The 16,803-nt window shown below is 51.5% G+C and carries 12 protein-coding genes; 10 read left to right on the top strand and 2 right to left on the bottom strand.

Features of this window, described 5'->3' with window-relative positions:
• Positions 1-22: 22 nt before the first annotated feature.
• From PaeBR_RS22005 to PaeBR_RS21995, 3 genes are all read left to right on the top strand, one after another.
• The gene (locus tag PaeBR_RS22005) at positions 23-1,297 is read left to right on the top strand and encodes a murein hydrolase activator EnvC family protein (protein WP_410512573.1); all 1,275 of its coding nucleotides are present in this window, start codon (positions 23-25) and stop codon (positions 1,295-1,297) included.
• Between the two features lie 119 nt (positions 1,298-1,416).
• Positions 1,417-2,886 carry a S41 family peptidase gene (locus PaeBR_RS22000; protein ID WP_410512572.1) on the top strand — a complete coding sequence of 490 codons (1,470 nt, stop codon included), beginning with the start codon at positions 1,417-1,419 and terminating at the stop codon, positions 2,884-2,886.
• 357 nt (positions 2,887-3,243) lie between these two features.
• Complete coding sequence (locus tag PaeBR_RS21995; RefSeq protein ID WP_410515270.1) at positions 3,244-4,557, top strand: PDZ domain-containing protein; 1,314 nt, start codon at positions 3,244-3,246, stop codon at positions 4,555-4,557.
• A 9-nt stretch (positions 4,558-4,566) separates the two neighbouring features.
• Here PaeBR_RS21995 and PaeBR_RS21990 read toward each other — a convergent pair whose 3' ends face one another.
• Complete coding sequence (locus PaeBR_RS21990) at positions 4,567-5,217, bottom strand: response regulator (RefSeq protein WP_410512571.1); 651 nt, start codon at positions 5,215-5,217, stop codon at positions 4,567-4,569.
• A 39-nt stretch (positions 5,218-5,256) separates the two neighbouring features.
• Positions 5,257-6,441: a sensor histidine kinase gene (locus PaeBR_RS21985; protein ID WP_410512570.1), complete on the bottom strand. Its 1,185-nt coding sequence runs from the start codon at positions 6,439-6,441 to the stop codon at positions 5,257-5,259.
• A gap of 132 nt (positions 6,442-6,573) precedes the next feature.
• Between PaeBR_RS21985 and PaeBR_RS21980 the strand changes: the two genes are divergently transcribed.
• From PaeBR_RS21980 to PaeBR_RS21950, 7 genes are all read left to right on the top strand, one after another.
• Positions 6,574-7,509, top strand: a complete 936-nt coding sequence (locus PaeBR_RS21980) for an ABC transporter ATP-binding protein (protein WP_410512569.1) — start codon at positions 6,574-6,576, stop codon at positions 7,507-7,509.
• Positions 7,510-7,528: 19 nt separating this feature from the next.
• Positions 7,529-8,698: an ABC transporter permease gene (locus PaeBR_RS21975; protein WP_410512568.1), complete on the top strand. Its 1,170-nt coding sequence runs from the start codon at positions 7,529-7,531 to the stop codon at positions 8,696-8,698.
• Positions 8,691-9,851 (top strand): ABC transporter permease, encoded by a 1,161-nt coding sequence (locus PaeBR_RS21970; protein ID WP_410512567.1) that lies wholly within the window; start codon positions 8,691-8,693, stop codon positions 9,849-9,851. The genes PaeBR_RS21975 and PaeBR_RS21970 overlap by 8 nt, the downstream gene beginning before the upstream one ends.
• Positions 9,852-10,185: 334 nt before the next feature.
• Complete coding sequence (locus PaeBR_RS21965; RefSeq protein ID WP_410512566.1) at positions 10,186-11,337, top strand: IS110 family transposase; 1,152 nt, start codon at positions 10,186-10,188, stop codon at positions 11,335-11,337.
• A gap of 558 nt (positions 11,338-11,895) precedes the next feature.
• The gene (locus PaeBR_RS21960) at positions 11,896-12,216 is read left to right on the top strand and encodes an L-rhamnose mutarotase (protein ID WP_410512565.1); all 321 of its coding nucleotides are present in this window, start codon (positions 11,896-11,898) and stop codon (positions 12,214-12,216) included.
• Positions 12,217-12,349: 133 nt separating this feature from the next.
• Positions 12,350-13,504 carry a cation:proton antiporter gene (locus PaeBR_RS21955; RefSeq protein WP_410512564.1) on the top strand — a complete coding sequence of 385 codons (1,155 nt, stop codon included), beginning with the start codon at positions 12,350-12,352 and terminating at the stop codon, positions 13,502-13,504.
• Positions 13,505-13,749: 245 nt separating this feature from the next.
• Complete coding sequence (locus PaeBR_RS21950; protein WP_410512563.1) at positions 13,750-16,773, top strand: efflux RND transporter permease subunit; 3,024 nt, start codon at positions 13,750-13,752, stop codon at positions 16,771-16,773.
• Positions 16,774-16,803 lie beyond the last annotated feature (30 nt).

Raw genomic sequence — 16,803 nt, 5'->3', positions numbered from 1 at the left:
AGTAAAGGATGGGGAGCGCGAGTTGAAAAAGATTGCTGCCGGATTAGCTGTAATGTTGCTGGCTGTCACTATATACCAGCCCTCGGACGGATATGCCAAGAAGACCAGTGTCGCTGAAATCGACAAGCAGCTCAAACAGCTGCAGAAAGAAGTGCAAGCGGCCAAGGCACAGCAGGAGAAAGCTGATTCACGTAATCAGGAAGCCCAACACTACAAGAATAAGACCACGCTTAATCTGCAGTATGTGCTGGGTCAGATTACGCTTGTGAAGGGTGAAATGACGAAGATATCCGGCAAAATAGCCTCCACGGAAGAATCTTTGAAGGTGACTGCCGCCGAGCTCGAGTCTGCGGAGCAGCGTGTAGCTTCACGGGAGAAGCTGCTGGAATCACGGGTCCGGTTGATGTATACGGATGGCGGGGTATCTTACCTTGACGTGTTGTTATCTTCGACAAGCTTTACGGATTTTCTGAATCGTGCCGACTCGCTGAAGAGTATCGTTGATCAGGATCAGGATCTGCTGGTTCAGCATAAACAGGACAAACTGACGGTTATCGGCAAGAAGCAGGAGCTGGAAGGCCAATATGCTCAGGCAAAACAGCTGTATACGGATCTGGAGTCGCAGCGCAGTCTGCTGAAAGAGAAGGAAAGCGAAAAGCAGGAACTGATTGCTTTTTATGATAAGGAAATATATGAGACAGATGAACTCAGCGAGGAGCAGGACGCCAAGCTGGTTCAGCTGGCAAGCGACCGTTCTTCGCTGGTACAGCAAAAGGATAAGCTGGAGGCCGAGGAAGCCGCCCGCAAAGCTGCAGCGGCCAAAGCGGAGGCAGCACGCAGAGCGGCTGCCCGAAAGTCCTCATCTTCCTCTTCCAGCGTAGCCAGCTCTTATACAGGAGGGGATGGACCTATGCTGCTTCCCGTAGGATCGGCGAGAATTTCGTCCCCTTTCGGTCCACGGACTCATCCTGTTACGGGGGAAAAGGGCAAGGTACACACCGGTGTTGACTTTGCGGTTCCCCAGGGGACAAGCATCCATGCGGCTGATTCCGGTACCGTACTCGTCGCCGAATGGTATGGCGGGTACGGCAATTGTGTCATTATCGATCATGGCGGCGGTATGTGGACACTTTACGGGCATATTCGCGAAGGCGGAATTAAGGTTAAGGTTGGAGATAAGGTAGAAAAGGGCGACGTTATTGCCGAGGCAGGTTCAACGGGCCGCTCCACAGGTCCTCACCTTCATTTTGAAGTCCGGATAGACGGTAAAACAGTAGACCCAATGCCTTACCTGTAATTTGAGGTCTTATAAATATTAATGGAGCCTACGGCATATACTGGAAGAGATACCCTTCCTGACCGGATGGATTTGGGTTGTGCTTTACTAGATGGACAAGAAGGGAAGGTGAGGACACCATGTTTAAAAAAAGCACAGCGGCGTTTATGGTTATCGCCGCCCTGCTATGCGGTAGTTTGCTAACGCTGGGATTTACTGGTAATTTCAGCCTTTTTTCTGGACAGGCAGCAGGTGAAGGCCTGATATCCGCCATAACAAACAGTGGACTTCAGCAGAAGGAATCCCAGAAGCTTGGAACTGCGCTGGATCTGATTGAAAGCAATTACTATCAGACTGTAGACAGGGAAAAGCTTATAGACGGTGCAGTTAACGGCATGATGGAAGCACTGGGTGATCCTTATTCCAACTATATGGGTAAAGAGACGGCGAAGCAGTTTGAGGAGAGTATTGAAGGCTCATTCACAGGAATTGGAGCTGAGGTTTCCTCCGATAACGGCAAGGTTGTTGTAGTATCGCCAATCAAGGGATCGCCGGCTGAGAAGGCCGGTGTCCAGCCGAAGGATATTATTCTATCGGTGAATGGAGAATCACTGGATGGCTTGGAGCTGAACGCAGCTGTTGCCAAAATCCGGGGTCCCAAAGGCAGCAAGGCAACGTTGAAAATCCAGCGTTCCGGCTCCACAGAACCGATAGAGCTTGTTATCACCCGGGATGATGTGAAGCTGGAGACAGTCTACGCAACCATGGAGAAGGATGGGGTAGGCGTTATTGAAGTGACCCAGTTTTCCTTGAATACAGGAGACCGCTTTAAGGAAGAGCTGGGCAAGCTGGAGAAGCAGGGGTTAAAAGGGCTTGTCATTGATGTCCGTAATGATCCGGGCGGTGTGCTTCCAGTTGTAATTGAAATGGCGGAGCAATTTGTGCCGGCAGGCAAGGCTATCGTACAGGTAGAGGATAAAGACAAGCAGCGCGAAGTCAGCACCTCCAAAGGATCGAGCAAGGCTTATCCGGTAGTTGTCCTCATGAACAAGGGCAGTGCCAGCGCCTCGGAAATTCTGGCGGGCGCTTTGCAGCAATCTGCCGGAGCCAAGCTGATCGGCCAGAATTCGTTCGGTAAGGGAACGGTGCAGACGAGCTTTGAAAAGCAGCTTGGCGATGGAAGCCTGCTGAAGATCACCATTGCGAAATGGTTGACGCCGAACGGAACATGGATTCACGGTAAAGGGATTAAACCGGATATCGCCGTGGCTCAGCCGGAGTATTTTTCAGTAGCGCCGATTAATAAAAGCGTGACCTTGCAATACAACATGAACAGTACTGACGTGAAGAGCGCGCAGATTATGCTGGACGGTTTGGGCTATAAACCCGGCCGGAAGGATGGATATTTCGATACCGGCACGAAAAATGCGGTGAAGAAATTCCAGGCCGCATCCAAACTGCAGGCTACAGGCGTTATTAATGCCAAGACGGCGGAAGCGTTGGAATTGGCGCTGATCAAGGTCATCCAGGACTCTGCCAATGACAATCAGCGGAACAAGGGAATTGAAGAAGTCCGGAAGGAAATTAAGGCGGTAGCGTCGAAAAAATAGAGAAGCTTAAAAGAAGGCTGCAGGTCAGCCTTCTTTTTTTCTAGGAACAGTAATGCCGTACTCTTCCTTTGCTGAATGGGTGTGGACATACTTGCACTTTGTACACTTATTTGGCGCCAAAACCGCTTGTGCTGGACTTTAATTGCACTGGGTACAACTAAAAAGCAGCTGAACAAGGATTACAGCCCTAAACTGAATATATACCTGCACAAAGTACAATTAAACAATCCGTCCAAGTAAACTAGATGAATTTAGTTGTACCCAATACACTTAAACGGACGGCGAGATAGCTGGTCTATAGCTTTATAAATGTTCAATCATCAAGCACTAACAAATAGAGGGAGCGTGACCAAAGCCTTGAATGTGATTCCAGAACTGCTCGGAAGCCTGGGCAATGCCGTCTTACACCTGCTGACACAGCCGTATTATTATATATCGCTTCTATTTATCGCACTGTATTACCGATGGCAAGTGGCGCTCGAACGCAAGCTGGTGCATGTAAAGCTGCACAGCTGGGGCAAGGAAACGTGGCGTACAATATGGACTGGTCTTGTCATGGGACTTCTGGTATCGCTTGCAGCAATATTACTGGGAGTGTCTCTGTCGGGTACAGCAGTAGTTATCCTATGGATAGTGAGTCTTTTACTTCTGCTGGTACGGGTGCGCTATTTATGCTTCGCATACTCTATTGGCTTGCTTGGAATCATTCAATTTATGATTTCATTTGTTCCTGGAGCATGGGAGAGTGGGGGCGCAGGAGAAGTTATCAGGGCCGTGAGGGAGTTGGATATGCCGGCACTGCTGGCACTCGCTGCTCTGCTTCATCTTGCTGAGGCGCTGCTGGTGCGCTTGCAGGGTGCCAAGCTGGCTTCCCCGCTGTTCCTGGAAGGGAAGCGCGGAAAGGTTGTAGGCGGTTACCAGCTGCAGGCGTTCTGGCCGCTGCCGCTTTTCCTGCTGATTCCCGCGGGGGCGGGAATCGGAGACCTGCCATGGCACCCGCTGCTGGGCGGCGGCCTTGGCCTGGTATCCTTGCCCGTCATCATCGGCTTTGGCGAGATGACGCAGAGCATGCTGCCGCGGCGCAAGGCGGCCCGCACCTCCGGACGATTGCTGCTCTACAGCATCGTCCTGCTGGCCCTAAGCCTGCTCGCGGCGTGGTGGAGCCCGCTGACGCTGCTAGCCGCGCTCGCAGCGGTAACCCTGCACGAAGGGCTGGCATGGTACAGCGCTCTGGAGGAGCGCACCAGCAGCCCCTTCTTCGTGCATCCGCAGCACGGCCTGAAGGTACTGGCCGTGCTGCCCGGAAGTCCCGCGCAGGAGCTGGGCATCCTGCCCGGAGAGGTGCTGCTGAAGGTCAACGGAACCCTGTTGACCCGCAAGGCGCAGCTGCATGAGGCGCTGCGCATGAACCCGGCGTTCTGCAAGCTGGAGGTGCAGAACGCCGAGGGAGAGAGCAAGTATATGCAGCGGGCCATTTATGACGGAGACCACCATCAGCTGGGCATCATTCTGGCGCCGGAGACGGATGAAGATCTGACTATACAGGCCTGCCCGGCCAGTATCTATGGAATCGTTGGTATGAAGACCGGCGCCCGAAGCAAGCAGCGCCAGTCACAAGAGGCTTCCGCATCCGCATTCCCGGCACGCAATACCAATGCAGAAGGATCATGAGGGTTTCCGTCACCGCTGGTGCTTCAAATAAAATATCGCAAGCTGCGTACGGTCACGCAGACCGAGCTTGCTCAATATATCGGTGATATAATTTTTGACGGTGCCTTCACTCAGGAAAAGCTCTCCCGCAATTTCCTTATTGGAATGCCCGCTGGCTATGGATGCTATTACGGCCTGCTCAGCCTTCGTCAGACCGTAAGATTCCAGCGACGGGGGCTGCTCCGCTTCAGGCCGGAGGGGTGGCTGCAGAAACGTAGCCAGCTTCCGGGCAATATCGGGGTGAATAAGCATATTGCCTTCATATATGGTTTTGATGCCTTGTATAATACGGTCCGGCGGAATATTCTTGAGCAGATAGCCGCTGGCTCCGTTCCGCAGCGCTTCTATGATGTATTCGTCGTCGTCAAAAGTCGTCAGCATAAGTACAAATACATGCGGAAAGGCCTCTTTAATGAATCGGGTTCCCTCGACACCGCCGCAAACGGGCATGCGGATGTCCATGAGCACAACATCTGCTTCGACACCGCTTTTTAGTAAATCTAAAGCCTCGATACCATTACAAGCGGCACCCGTAACCGTAATTAAAGGGTCCAAGCCGATTAATACCCTTAAACTTTCACGGATGAAAGAATCATCATCTACCAGTACTACCTTAATCATAAACGGACAGCCATCTCCTCTCTGCGCGGGTTCAACAGCTCACCTGATCTCGCTCTGCCTGATCACAGGCAGTCTTGTTATTACTGTAAAATGCGGCTCCAGCCGCAGTTCAAGGGCCCCGCTAACCAGCCGGGTCCTTTCCGTCATGCCCTTCAGCCCCATACCGCCCCCGCTTTGCAGCTTGCCCGGTAGTTCTTTGGGAATCGCTCCGTTATTGCTAACCTCCATCGTAATCTCGGCTTCGCTATAGACAACTTTAATCCAGACCTCGGTTGCTTCCCCATGCCGCAAAGCATTTGTAAGGGCTTCACGGGCATTTTTGTACAGGACAACCTGCAGGCTGGGATAGAGCTGAAAGGGCACACCTTCCACAAGGTAAGAGGTGACGGTACCGGTATCCCGGCCGGTCTCCTCAAGCAGCCGATCCAATGCATAGGCGCCCTCCAATTGCGGAGCATGGTTTATGCGCTTTACCGCCGCACGCATGTCGTCCATACTGGCCGACACCTGATCACGGATCTGTTCTATCATCGCCATTCCGGTGCCGGGTGAGGTAGGAAGGGTGTGAATAGCGGCCTCCATCATCATTTTCACGCGGATCAGCCGGTGTCCGATATCATCATGCAGCTGTCGGGATATGCGTACCCTTTCTTCCGATTGGGCTGCATTCTCCACCTGGGCGGCATGTTGCAGCAGCCGTTGCCGGGTCTCGTCCAATTCGAAGTGTCTCTTGCGCAGTTCATCGTACAGGAGTAGCGTTTCTTCACGGCCGCGGGCTGCCCGGTTTAGCTGTGATGAAAGAAGCAATGCCATCAGGAAGGTAAGGTTGACGTAAATCCGCGTGAGAGGTTCGGCCACCATAAATGCCATATTTAACACGATCAGATGAATACAGGTAAAAAGAGCCGGTATGTACCGCGGCAGCAGCCGGGAGTAAAACAGCAGTGCAGAAATCGCGGTGAACACCATTAAGCTGCCATACTGGAAACATAGCCAGGCTGTGAAGAGCATCTCAAGACAGCTCAAAAGCGTCATAGATGATCCTGAAAGCCTGAAGCCCAGCGTCACCAGCAGCAATAACATCAGAAAGTGCAGGGTGAACGTTCCATAATCGGCATATTCCTGGATGTACATTGTAATGAATGAAGGCACAAGGATAAGTCCATACCGTAACCATTTGAGTTCTCGGGACACTGCCGCGTCATCCTTTTCATTTATTTTCATCTTAGCATATTTCCCCGGGGCAGCAGGAGATGACTTTCGTCACCTCTGGAAGATGACCTTGTGTACCTTCGCCGGAAGGAGAGTTGAGTTACAATTAGTTCTAATAGATCAGGAGACAGGAGTGAGGGCAGAATGACACTTGCGGTATTGAGCGATGTAGTGAAAAGGTATGACGGCAAATTAACGGTGGATCATGTAAATGTCAGCATTCGAAAGGGAGAAATATTTGGTTTGCTCGGTCCAAACGGTGCGGGAAAGAGTACTACCATCAGCATGATTTGCGGTTTGCTCAAAATAGATGGGGGAGACATTGTCATCGACGGAATTTCAGTATCTGCAAACCCGCTGGAGGTTAAAAAGAGAATTGGCCTTGTTCCCCAGGAACTGGCGCTCTATGACACGATGACTGCGGAGGAGAATGTAACCTTTTTCGGAAGATTATACGGTCTGCGCGGCAAGCTGCTGAAGGAGCGGGTTGGGGAGGCTCTGGAGTTTACCGGTCTCGGTGACCGCGCCAGGGAGAAACCCGCTACCTTTTCCGGAGGGATGAAAAGAAGGCTGAATATCGCATGTGCCATTATGCACCGGCCGAAGCTCATTATTATGGATGAACCGACCGTCGGCATCGATCCACAGTCGCGCAATCATATTCTGGAATCGGTCAAGGCGCTCAATAAGCTCGGCTCAACGGTAATCTACACCAGTCACTATATGGAAGAGGTAGCAGCCATTTGTGACCGGGTTGCAATTATGGATAAGGGTCATATTATTGCCTGCGGCACGGAGAAAGAGCTGCGCGAGCGGGTCGCCCATGAAGAAAAAATCGTCATAAAAGCGTCTAATATCAGTCCCGGGTTGACTCGTGAGCTGGGTCTTCATCCGCGGATCAGCCGTGTGGAAGTGAACGGGGACTTGGTGGAGCTGTATCTGCCCTCTTCACAAGCCGAGCTGCAGGATATTTTGTTTATTTTCGCCAAGCATGAGGGTGTCATTGGTTCCCTGCACATTGAGGAGCCTGATCTGGAGACTCTGTTTCTAAGCCTGACCGGCCGGACCTTGCGCGACTAAAGGAGGAAGACAAAGAGACATGAACATATGGACAATAATGATTTATGAGCTGAGACGTCTGTTACGTTCCCGCTCCATGCTGCTTAATATGTTTCTGCTGCCGATGGTACTGATCTTTCTGCTGGGCTCCGCGCTGTCCGGCGTAGTTGGCTTGGAAGAGATCTCCAGAATTGAGCCAGTCCGTGTGGGGGTTGTGAATCTTTCCGGCAGCGGATCGGAGAGCTCCAAAATAATAGTAGGCTTTCTAAATACCCCGGAACTGAAGGATATCATCATTCCTCTGGCAGCCGAAGGGCGGCAAGCAGCCGAAAGCGGACTTCGTACCGGTAAATACGGTTATGCGGTCATCGTTCCTCCCGGTTTTGATAATAACGTACTGGGCGGCGGAGAAGCGCAGCTGGAATTTATCCTGGGTAAGGACAGCACAGAAAATCTGGTGGCGGGAACGGTATTTGATCAATTTTTAAGCGATATTAACTATAAGCAAGCCGCAGCTCTAACCCTTGGACCCGAGGTAATGGCGGTCTCCGCTCCAGTAGTGGACAATCAACCTTCCGTTACATTAGGAAAGCTGAATGAGGAAGGCAGTACCTATTCTGCTTCCCAATTTTATGCAGCCTCCATGCTGCTGATGTTTATGCTCTATTCCGGGATGACCGTATGCACTTCTCTTTTTAATGAAAAAGACAATCATACCCTGTTCCGGATCAATTCCATGCCGGTGAAAGGCTCTCAGCTGTTTATTGGTAAAATTCTTGGCATTGGGCTGGTGACTATTCTGCAAAGCTCCATGGTTGTATTGTTGACGGACTGGTTGTACGGAGTGGATTGGGGTGACCGTCCGGGTCTGCTGATACTGACATGTATGCTGATGATTATATCGGCTATGACGTTATCGATTATTGTGGCCCTGTTCTTCAAAACGGCGGCGAGCGCAAGAAGTGCAATTGCTACTGTGGCGGTGACGATGACATTCATGAGCGGGGGAATGTTCCCGTTGCCGGAGTCCTGGGTTAATTCTGTAGGGGCCTTCACCATTAATCACTGGGCGCTGCAAGCGATCCTGAGAATGATCCTGCATTCGGAGCTATCAGAGATCATGCCTAATGTGATTATGCTGTCATTGATCTGTTTCGTTCTGTTCCTTGCCGCATTTATTTCGTACCGAAAGGTGGGTTACCATGAATAACATCTTTACGATTGCCTGGAATATGGTAAAGCGAACCATAGGCTCTGGCCGAGGGTTGGTTACTTATATTGTTCTGCCCTCTGTTATTGTGGCCGGGCTTGTTGCACTGACTGGGGGCTCGGCAGATAATCAGTCCGTACTTTTGTATACCAATCTTGATCAGGGGAGGGCCGGGGAGCATGTGCTTTCAGAGCTGGCAAGAACCGGGGATTACAAGCTGGTGCAAAAAGCTGATGAAGCGGCGCTCAAGGCGGCTGTGATTGAACAAGACGGAATAGCGGGTATTTTGATTCCCGTAAATTACAGCACCGGGTTGGTGGCTGGAGAAGGACCCCAGCTCGGTTTATATGAGCTTAAGGCCACAGAAGCCTCTATCATGCTAAAAATGAAAATGACTGATTTGGGCGACCGGCTGAAAGAGACAGCAGCTATGGTGTCATCCTCCGGTGGAGCCGCGGCAGATCGTGAAGTTCAATGGGCCGCAGTGCTGCAAAAGGTAGAGAAGCATAATGTAGGCAGTGTGCGGACCGATTATAAACTCTATCCTAAGGTGGGGCTCACCACTGTAACCGGATTTACACTCATGTTCCTGATGGGACTCGTGACCAGCTCTGTATCGATCATCATGGATGACCGGAGACAGCGCACGATGCTGCGCATGTTCAGCGCTCCGGTCCGTTCCTTCGAAATTGCCATCGGCAATTTCCTGGGCAGCCTTACAGTCGGAGTCATTCAGATCATTGTCATGCTTATGCTTGGCCGCTGGATTCTTAGATACGACTATGGGCTGCCGATGTTTACCTATTTCCTGATTCTCTCCGCGTTTATGCTGGTGTCTATGGGTATCGCCAGTACTGTAGCCGGATTGATCCGCAATCCAAACAATGCAGGGATGTTGAATGCGCTCATTCTGACACCTACCTGTATGCTGGGGGGTTGCTTCTGGCCCCTGTCGATCATGCCGGACTACATGCAGAAAGCTGCCAACTTTGTACCGCAAAAATGGGCGATTCAGGCTGTTGATATCGCATCCACCGGCGGGGGCTGGAACGAGCTGTGGCTGCCCTTCGCCATCCTCGGACTTATGGCTGCTGTGCTGCTCACCATTGGTTCCACGATTCTTCGCCCGAGTCAGGCGGGGGTGGGGGCTTAACGTTGAGGCTAGGGTACAAATCAGGAAATCTGGAGTTTGACAGCGTTAGGCGGACACAGGAGACGCTACCCGACTTGAAATACCCCCGATCTCGTAGTAGGCGGACAGAGAAGCCTTATTTAGCTGAAAGCGGGCTAAAGAAGCGTTGAATCCACAATTAGCGTCACCTCAGTCCATTTCTGTTCACTTTTAGTACATCAGCACGATAATAGTTATCATGAACGAAACCGACATCGCAATTTGTTTATCTCGTAGGTTGAAATGGAAATCCTAAGAGTGAATGGCTCAAAGATTCCAATTCAGAGCTAACAAACAAAAAGGAGTCGGTTTACTAATGAGTATCGCCAAAAAGTATATTGGATTAGACGTATCCAAAGCCAAAATTGCTGTAGCCATCGCGGACGAGGGCCGAAGCGAACCCCGCTTCTGGGGGATTATCGAACATACCAGGGAACGTGTTCTAAGGCTTTTGCAGCAGTTGCAAGGTTCCGGAGAATCCAGAGCGGAACTGGAAGTCTGCTACGAAGCCGGGCCCACCGGGTACATGCTTCACCGCTGGCTGCTGGAATCCGGCATTTCCTGTACGGTTGTCGCTCCCTCCCTCATCCCTCAGCGGGCCGGCGACCGAATCAAGACCGACAAGCGGGATGCGCTGCGTTTGGCTCAGCTGTTTCGTGCCGGCGAGCTGACCGGTGTTTACATCCCATCCCCTGAGGAGGAAGCTCTCCGGGATCTCGTTCGAGCCCGGGAGGACGCAAAAGAAGATATGAACCGCCACAAGCAGCGCATGGGCAAGTTTCTGCTACGCTTGCAGCTCGCTCCCCCAAGCAAGGTCAAGGCATGGACCTTCGCCTACGAAGAGTGGCTGGACACCCTCCGCTTCGAGAGTCCCTGCCACCGTATGGTGTTTCAGGAATACCGGGAGAGCATTCGAGAAACGGCAGAACGACTCCGGCGTTACGAAAAAGAGATCGAGCTTCTCTCCCACACCCATGCGCAGGCGCCGCTTATTGAAGCGCTTCAGGCGCTGCGAGGGGTGGCTACACTCACCGCCACGACGCTGGTGTCGGAGATGGTCAGCGTGACGCGGTTTGCCAGCGCCCCCTCATTCATGAGTTACTGTGGTCTGGTGCCCAGCGAGCACTCCAGCGGCGTGAGCCGCAGTCAGGGGAAGCTGACCAAGGCCGGTAATGCGCATTTGCGACGGGTGCTGGTCGAAGCTGCCCACCATTACCGGCACTCGCCGGGAGTGCGCCGCAAACTGCGCGAGCGGATCACCGGACTGCCGCCGGAGGTGCAGCGGATGGCCTGGGAGGCACAGAACCGGTTGCACCGCAAATATATGAACATGCTGGGAAAAGGGAAGCACAAATCGAAGATCGTAGCCGCCATTGCCCGGGAGCTTGCCGGATTTGTATGGGCGATTGCCCGAGCTTTGGAGATGGACGACCGAAACCCCGTCCCGGAGTCCAAGCTTGCCGGGTAACCCTCTCCGTCCGTCTACTGCAATGTGACGCTGTATACCACTGAAAAATCACTCCCTAAAGGAAAGGAGATGAATGCCAGGAAGCCGGAGCATGACTTACCTTGGAGGCAAAATCGAGCAAGGTGAAGAGAAACGCCGCGGAAGCCCTTTGTGCCCGTTTGCTTGCGAACGATGGACGAAAATAGTTAGCGGCAGGCTCTTCAGATGGATTAATACCATGTGTAAACCCACGAATATCAGGATGCCGACCAGCGAATGATTTTTGCCTCCAAGCTAAGGACATGCTCCCTCCCTAATGTGTAAGGAAAGAAGTCACACTCAGAGTCAACCCCTTTGGAAAAAGGGGGCTCTCTTTAAAAGACGTCTATTGATAGGTTTGTTTAAGTGCGCCAAAAACGGAGTTGCTACAGCGGCGCTTGACAGTTTCGTTCATATCAAGGGCTATGCAGTCCGCCCAATGGCTCGAATCCGTTTACTCCCGCATGCCACATTATGAGAGATTAATGATATAATCAATTTGATCGGAGCGGAAGGATGTTTGCCGGGAGGATGCGAAAAATGGGCAGCAATAAATTGGCTTGGATTTGGCGGGTGAAGGAAGAGTGTCTGGCAGAGTATGTGTCGATGCACTTAAACCCTTGGCCCGAAATACTGGAGGAGCACAGTAAAGCCGGCATAACGAATTATTCGATCTTTCAGAATGGCAACCAATTTTTTTACTGCTTTGAATGTGAGGATAAGGAAGCCGCTTTTGCCTATATTGCCAAGAGCGAAGCCTGCAACCGCTGGAATGCCATCACCTCGAAGATGGTAGAGGGCTCTTTTGACTTTAATATTAAACGCCTTAATTGCAATAATTTTAATTATTCGTATAATTAAGATAACGTTGTTTAAATTGAATATTTTTTTGTTTTTTGGAGGAGCCTGTCAACAAGGGCTCCTCTTTGTCTTTTTTTGGAGTTTAGAGTGATATCAGGTTACAGATGCTTACAGAAGAAGGAGTGAAAGAACTATGCAATTTATTTTGTATCTTATGCTGATCTTGCTATTTACGAAGCTCACTGGTGATCTGTCCGTGCGGCTGGGACAGCCTGCAGTGCTGGGTAAGCTGATCGTGGGAATCGTTCTCGGGCCTGCGGTGCTCGGCTTTATTCAGGACGGTGAATTTATTCATTACATGTCAGAGATCGGTGTACTTTTGCTCATGTTCATCGCCGGTTTGGAAACGGATCTGGACCAGCTGCGCAAAAACTGGAAGGCCGCCTTTGCGGTAGCCGTCGGGGGTATTATTTTACCTTTTTTGGGCGGGCTTGCCATTGGGGAACTGTTTGGCTTTGCATACTATAACGCCTTGTTTATGGGGGTTATTTTGAGCGCTACTTCCGTAAGTATTTCGGTTCAGGTGCTGAAGGATATGAACAAGCTGAATTCGCGGGAAGGTTCTACCATACTTGGGGCGGCCGTTGTGGATGATATATTGGTAGTCATTCTGCTGGCGGTGCTCATGAGCTTTTTCGGAACAGGGGGGGAAGTGTCTCTAGGGCTTCTAATCGGAAAAAAAGTGCTGTTCTTCGTTGTTGCCATTATCGCCGGCTGGTTCCTTGTTCCTTGGGTTATGAAATGGCTGGCTCCGCTCAGGGTAACGGAAGCAACGATAACAGCCGCTTTAGTCATTTGCTTTGGCTTTGCCTATTTCGCCGAGTTGATGGGGATGGCGGGGATTATCGGTGCTTTTGCGGCCGGGATTGCCATTTCCCAGACCTCGTTCAAGCATACCGTGGAAGAGAAGCTGGAGCCGATTGCCTATTCGATATTTGTGCCGGTCTTTTTTGTAAGTATTGGCCTCAGTGTTTCCTTTACAGGTGTGGGAGGACAGATCGGGTTCGTTGCCGCGCTGACTCTCGTTGCCATTCTGACCAAGATGCTGGGGGGCGGACTGGGTGCGCGGCTCACAGGCTTTAATAACCGTTCGTCGGCGATTATAGGTTCAGGGATGATCTCCCGGGGTGAGGTCGCTCTGATCATCGCTGCAACGGGCCTGCAAAGCGGCCTGCTGCTTCCGGAGTATTTTACCTCCGTAATTATTGTAGTCATTGTAACGACACTCGTAACGCCGCCATTGCTGAAATACATGTTCCGCGAGCCGGATCGGGTGGAAAAAGGCTGAACTAGCTGGCATCGACTCACTTTTCTCCTATACAGAAACAGCCGTTCCTCTTCAGGGACGGCTGTTTCTCTGTCTCCGGAAGGGGGGAAACCCCGCCTTAAGTCTGAGTACTAAACCCGCCGCCGGACGGTTTTGACTTCTTCCAAAAACTCCTAAACTAAATCATGGAGAAAGCAAACGATACATAAGACAACAGTCGTACAAAGGTATAAGAAAAATTAATGGAGTGGAAGGGGAAAAAAGAAATGACATGGTTAACGAAATGGTCGTTCAGTAACAAGGCCGCTGTGGGGCTTCTGGTCATCATGGCGATTGTAGTGGGGATTATGAGCTATACCTCATTACCGATGGAATTTATGCCGGAGGCGGATAATCCTCAGGTGACGGTTACTGTGCTGGGTCCCGGCCAGGATGCGCATTCGATGGAGACAAAGGTTACGAAGCCGGTCGAAGCGGCAGCCTCTTTTGTAAAGGGCAAGAAGGAGATGCTGTCCACCTCCGGAGACGGATATGCGAAGGTGGATATTTATTTTGACTCCAAAACGAATATGAAGGATGCCGCGCAGGAGGTTCAAAAGGCTGTTGACTCCCTGCAGTTTCCTGAAGGGGTTATGGACCCCTTTGTTCTTCAGTTGAATACCTCGATGATTCCGGTTTCCCAGATCACCCTTTCGTTCGACGAAGGATTGACCAAGGAAAACCTTAAGCTTGCGGAAGATACGATCATCCCCGAGTTCCAAAAGATTGAAGGGGTATCGAATGTCGCTTTATACGGAAAAATGGCCCCGCAGGTCAATGTTAAGCTAGATCCGCAATTAATGGCCGACAAGGGAGTATCCACTCCGCAGGTGCTGGGTCTACTTCAGGGGCGCAACGTATCGGCTTCTCTCGGGGAGCAGACCATCGGCGGCCAGACAGGCAACATTAATCTGATTTCTACAATAGACAGTATCGATACCTTGAAAAAACTGCCCGTATCGTCTGGCGTAACGCTAGGGGATATCGCATCCGTCCAATTAAAGCAGGATCAGGAAAGCCTCAGCCGCTCGAACGGAAAAGATGTACTGTTCGCAGTAGTCACCAAGGAAGCCAACGCGAACGCGGTGGATGTCGGCAATAAAGTACAGGAGACCGTAGACAAGATTAATACAACGGTCAAGAACGCAGAGACAGCGGTGGTGTTCAGTACATCAGAGATGGTGGTTACCTCGGTTAACAGTATGATGCGTGAGGTATTGCTCGGAGCTTTATTCGCGACCATCGTTATCCTGCTATTCCTGCGTAACTTGCGGGCAACGCTCATTACGGCGGTATCCATCCCGCTTTCTCTGGCCGTCACCTTATACCTGCTGAATGTATCAGGCATCACTTTGAACATTATTACACTCGGAGGCGTTGCGGTTGCGGTCGGACGTCTGGTAGATGACAGCATCGTGGTCATTGAGAATATTCACCGCAGATTGCAGAAGGAACCTTTATCACGTGAAATGATCATCAGCGCCACCAGGGAAGTGGCAAGAGCGATTACTTCCTCAACCATTGCAACGGTAGCGGTGTTCTTGCCCATGGGGCTGCTTCGCGGCGGGTTGCAAGCGTTCCTGCTGCCGTTTGCCTTGACGGTAACCTACTCCTTGCTTACCTCACTGGCCGTGGCGTTAACCGTGGTTCCTCTCCTAAGCTCATGGCTGCTGCGTAGCTCTTCCATGAAAGAACATGAGCCGTCCAAGCGGTTTACCCGGTTCCTGAATTGGAATCTACATCACAAGTGGTTAACTTTGTCTCTGGGTCTGATTCTTCTCATCGGTTCAATCGCTGCCTATATCACCATGCCTAAGGGTGCGCTTGACTCTTCAGATGCCAGCTATGTATCGGTTCAATTGAAATATCCGAATGATGTTCCTGTAGCAGAGGTACTGGACAAAGGAAAACAGTTGGAGCAGGAACTGATGAAGCAGTCTCAGGCCCAGACGGTTCTGATGCAATCCGGCAACAGTGCCGATTCGGCGAAATGGGGTAGTGTGTTCGCTTTAACCCAGGTTGACTATACTGTGGTTATGAAAAAAGGTGCGGACGCCCAGGCATTTATTGACCATGTGCGCAATGCCGGGGCTTCCTATACAGGTGCGACACTGACGGCAAATGAAGCCAGCATGATGGGTTCGGCCTCTACCAGCGAATACATCGATATCGTTGGCGATGACCTTGCTGCGATTACTGCGGTTGCCAAAGAAGTTACAGCAAAAGTGAAGACCGTGGACGGTGTTCAAAAGGTCAGCAGCAACATGGAAGATACAAAGCCGGTATTTGCCTTCAAGGTGGACCCGACACAGACCAACGCCCAGGAAATCTCCATGCAGCTGGGAGCCATGATGAATCCGATCCCGCTGGGCCAGATGGAACTGGACGGCTCTCCGGCCGGAGTTATATTGGAGCCTGTACTCCAGCCCAAAACGCAGCAGGATTTAAAAGGAATTACCTTGATGACCGCCGGAGGTCCACAGCCGCTCTCTCAATTGGCATCACTTGAAGTCCGCGATGAGCCGGCCATGCTGTACCATAAGGACGGTAAGCCTTACGTGCGCATTACTGCGGAGGTTGATCCGAAGAAGGTTTCCGAGATTGGTGCGGCCATCACAAAAGAAACAGACAGCATCACCCTTCCGGAGGGCGTGACTTTATTTGCAGGCGGGGCATCGGTTGATCAGGCTGGCGATTTCAGCGACCTCGGGATGACGGCGCTGATATCCATCGGATTAGTCTACCTGATCATGGTGCTGACCTTCAAAACCCTTCGTGCTCCACTGGCAATTATGTTCTCCCTGCCGCTCGCTGCCATCGGTGCGATCATCGGACTTCTCGTGTCCGGCGTGACTCCTGATTTCACGGCCTTGTTCGGTGCGCTGATGCTGATTGGTATTGTCGTCACGAATGCGATTGTATTAATTGACCGCATCAAGCAGAACGAGGAGCATATGAGTATCCGCGAAGCTATTCTCGAAGCCGCCGGAACGCGGATGCGTCCGATTCTGATGACGGCCATTGCCACCATCTTCGCGATGATCCCGCTGCTGTTCGGGGATCCCGAGCAGGGCAGTATAGTCTCGCAAAGTCTGGCGATTGTAGTGATCGGCGGATTAACCGCCGCGACACTGCTGACGCTGATTGTAGTCCCTGCCATATACGAGCTGTTCTATTTCCGCAGATCGGCCAAGGAGCGCAGAGCGGCCAAAGATCAGAAGGCGGTTAAGGTGGAAGCGCAAGGAGTGTAAACCCTTGATGTTGGCAGTTTAAGAAAAACA

The sequence above is a fragment of the Paenibacillus sp. BR2-3 genome (genome assembly GCF_046529485.1).
Lineage (GTDB): Bacteria > Bacillota > Bacilli > Paenibacillales > Paenibacillaceae > Paenibacillus_AQ.
Note: the sequence above shows the minus strand (reverse complement) of the source record. Positions and strands in the feature narration are given on the sequence as shown.

Bases quoted from the DNA above. Each gene is read 5' to 3' on its own strand.
- PaeBR_RS21960 (WP_410512565.1), top strand. From the start codon at position 11,896: ATGGGCAGCAATAAATTGGCTTGGATTTGGCGGGTGAAGGAAGAGTGT.
- PaeBR_RS21950 (WP_410512563.1), top strand. From the start codon at position 13,750: ATGACATGGTTAACGAAATGGTCGTTCAGTAACAAGGCCGCTGTGGGG.
- PaeBR_RS21970 (WP_410512567.1), top strand. From the start codon at position 8,691: ATGAATAACATCTTTACGATTGCCTGGAATATGGTAAAGCGAACCATA.
- PaeBR_RS21965 (WP_410512566.1), top strand. From the start codon at position 10,186: ATGAGTATCGCCAAAAAGTATATTGGATTAGACGTATCCAAAGCCAAA.
- PaeBR_RS21985 (WP_410512570.1), bottom strand. From the start codon at position 6,441: ATGAAAATAAATGAAAAGGATGACGCGGCAGTGTCCCGAGAACTCAAA.
- PaeBR_RS21955 (WP_410512564.1), top strand. From the start codon at position 12,350: ATGCAATTTATTTTGTATCTTATGCTGATCTTGCTATTTACGAAGCTC.
- PaeBR_RS21990 (WP_410512571.1), bottom strand. From the start codon at position 5,217: ATGATTAAGGTAGTACTGGTAGATGATGATTCTTTCATCCGTGAAAGT.
- PaeBR_RS22000 (WP_410512572.1), top strand. From the start codon at position 1,417: ATGTTTAAAAAAAGCACAGCGGCGTTTATGGTTATCGCCGCCCTGCTA.
- PaeBR_RS21975 (WP_410512568.1), top strand. From the start codon at position 7,529: ATGAACATATGGACAATAATGATTTATGAGCTGAGACGTCTGTTACGT.
- PaeBR_RS21980 (WP_410512569.1), top strand. From the start codon at position 6,574: ATGACACTTGCGGTATTGAGCGATGTAGTGAAAAGGTATGACGGCAAA.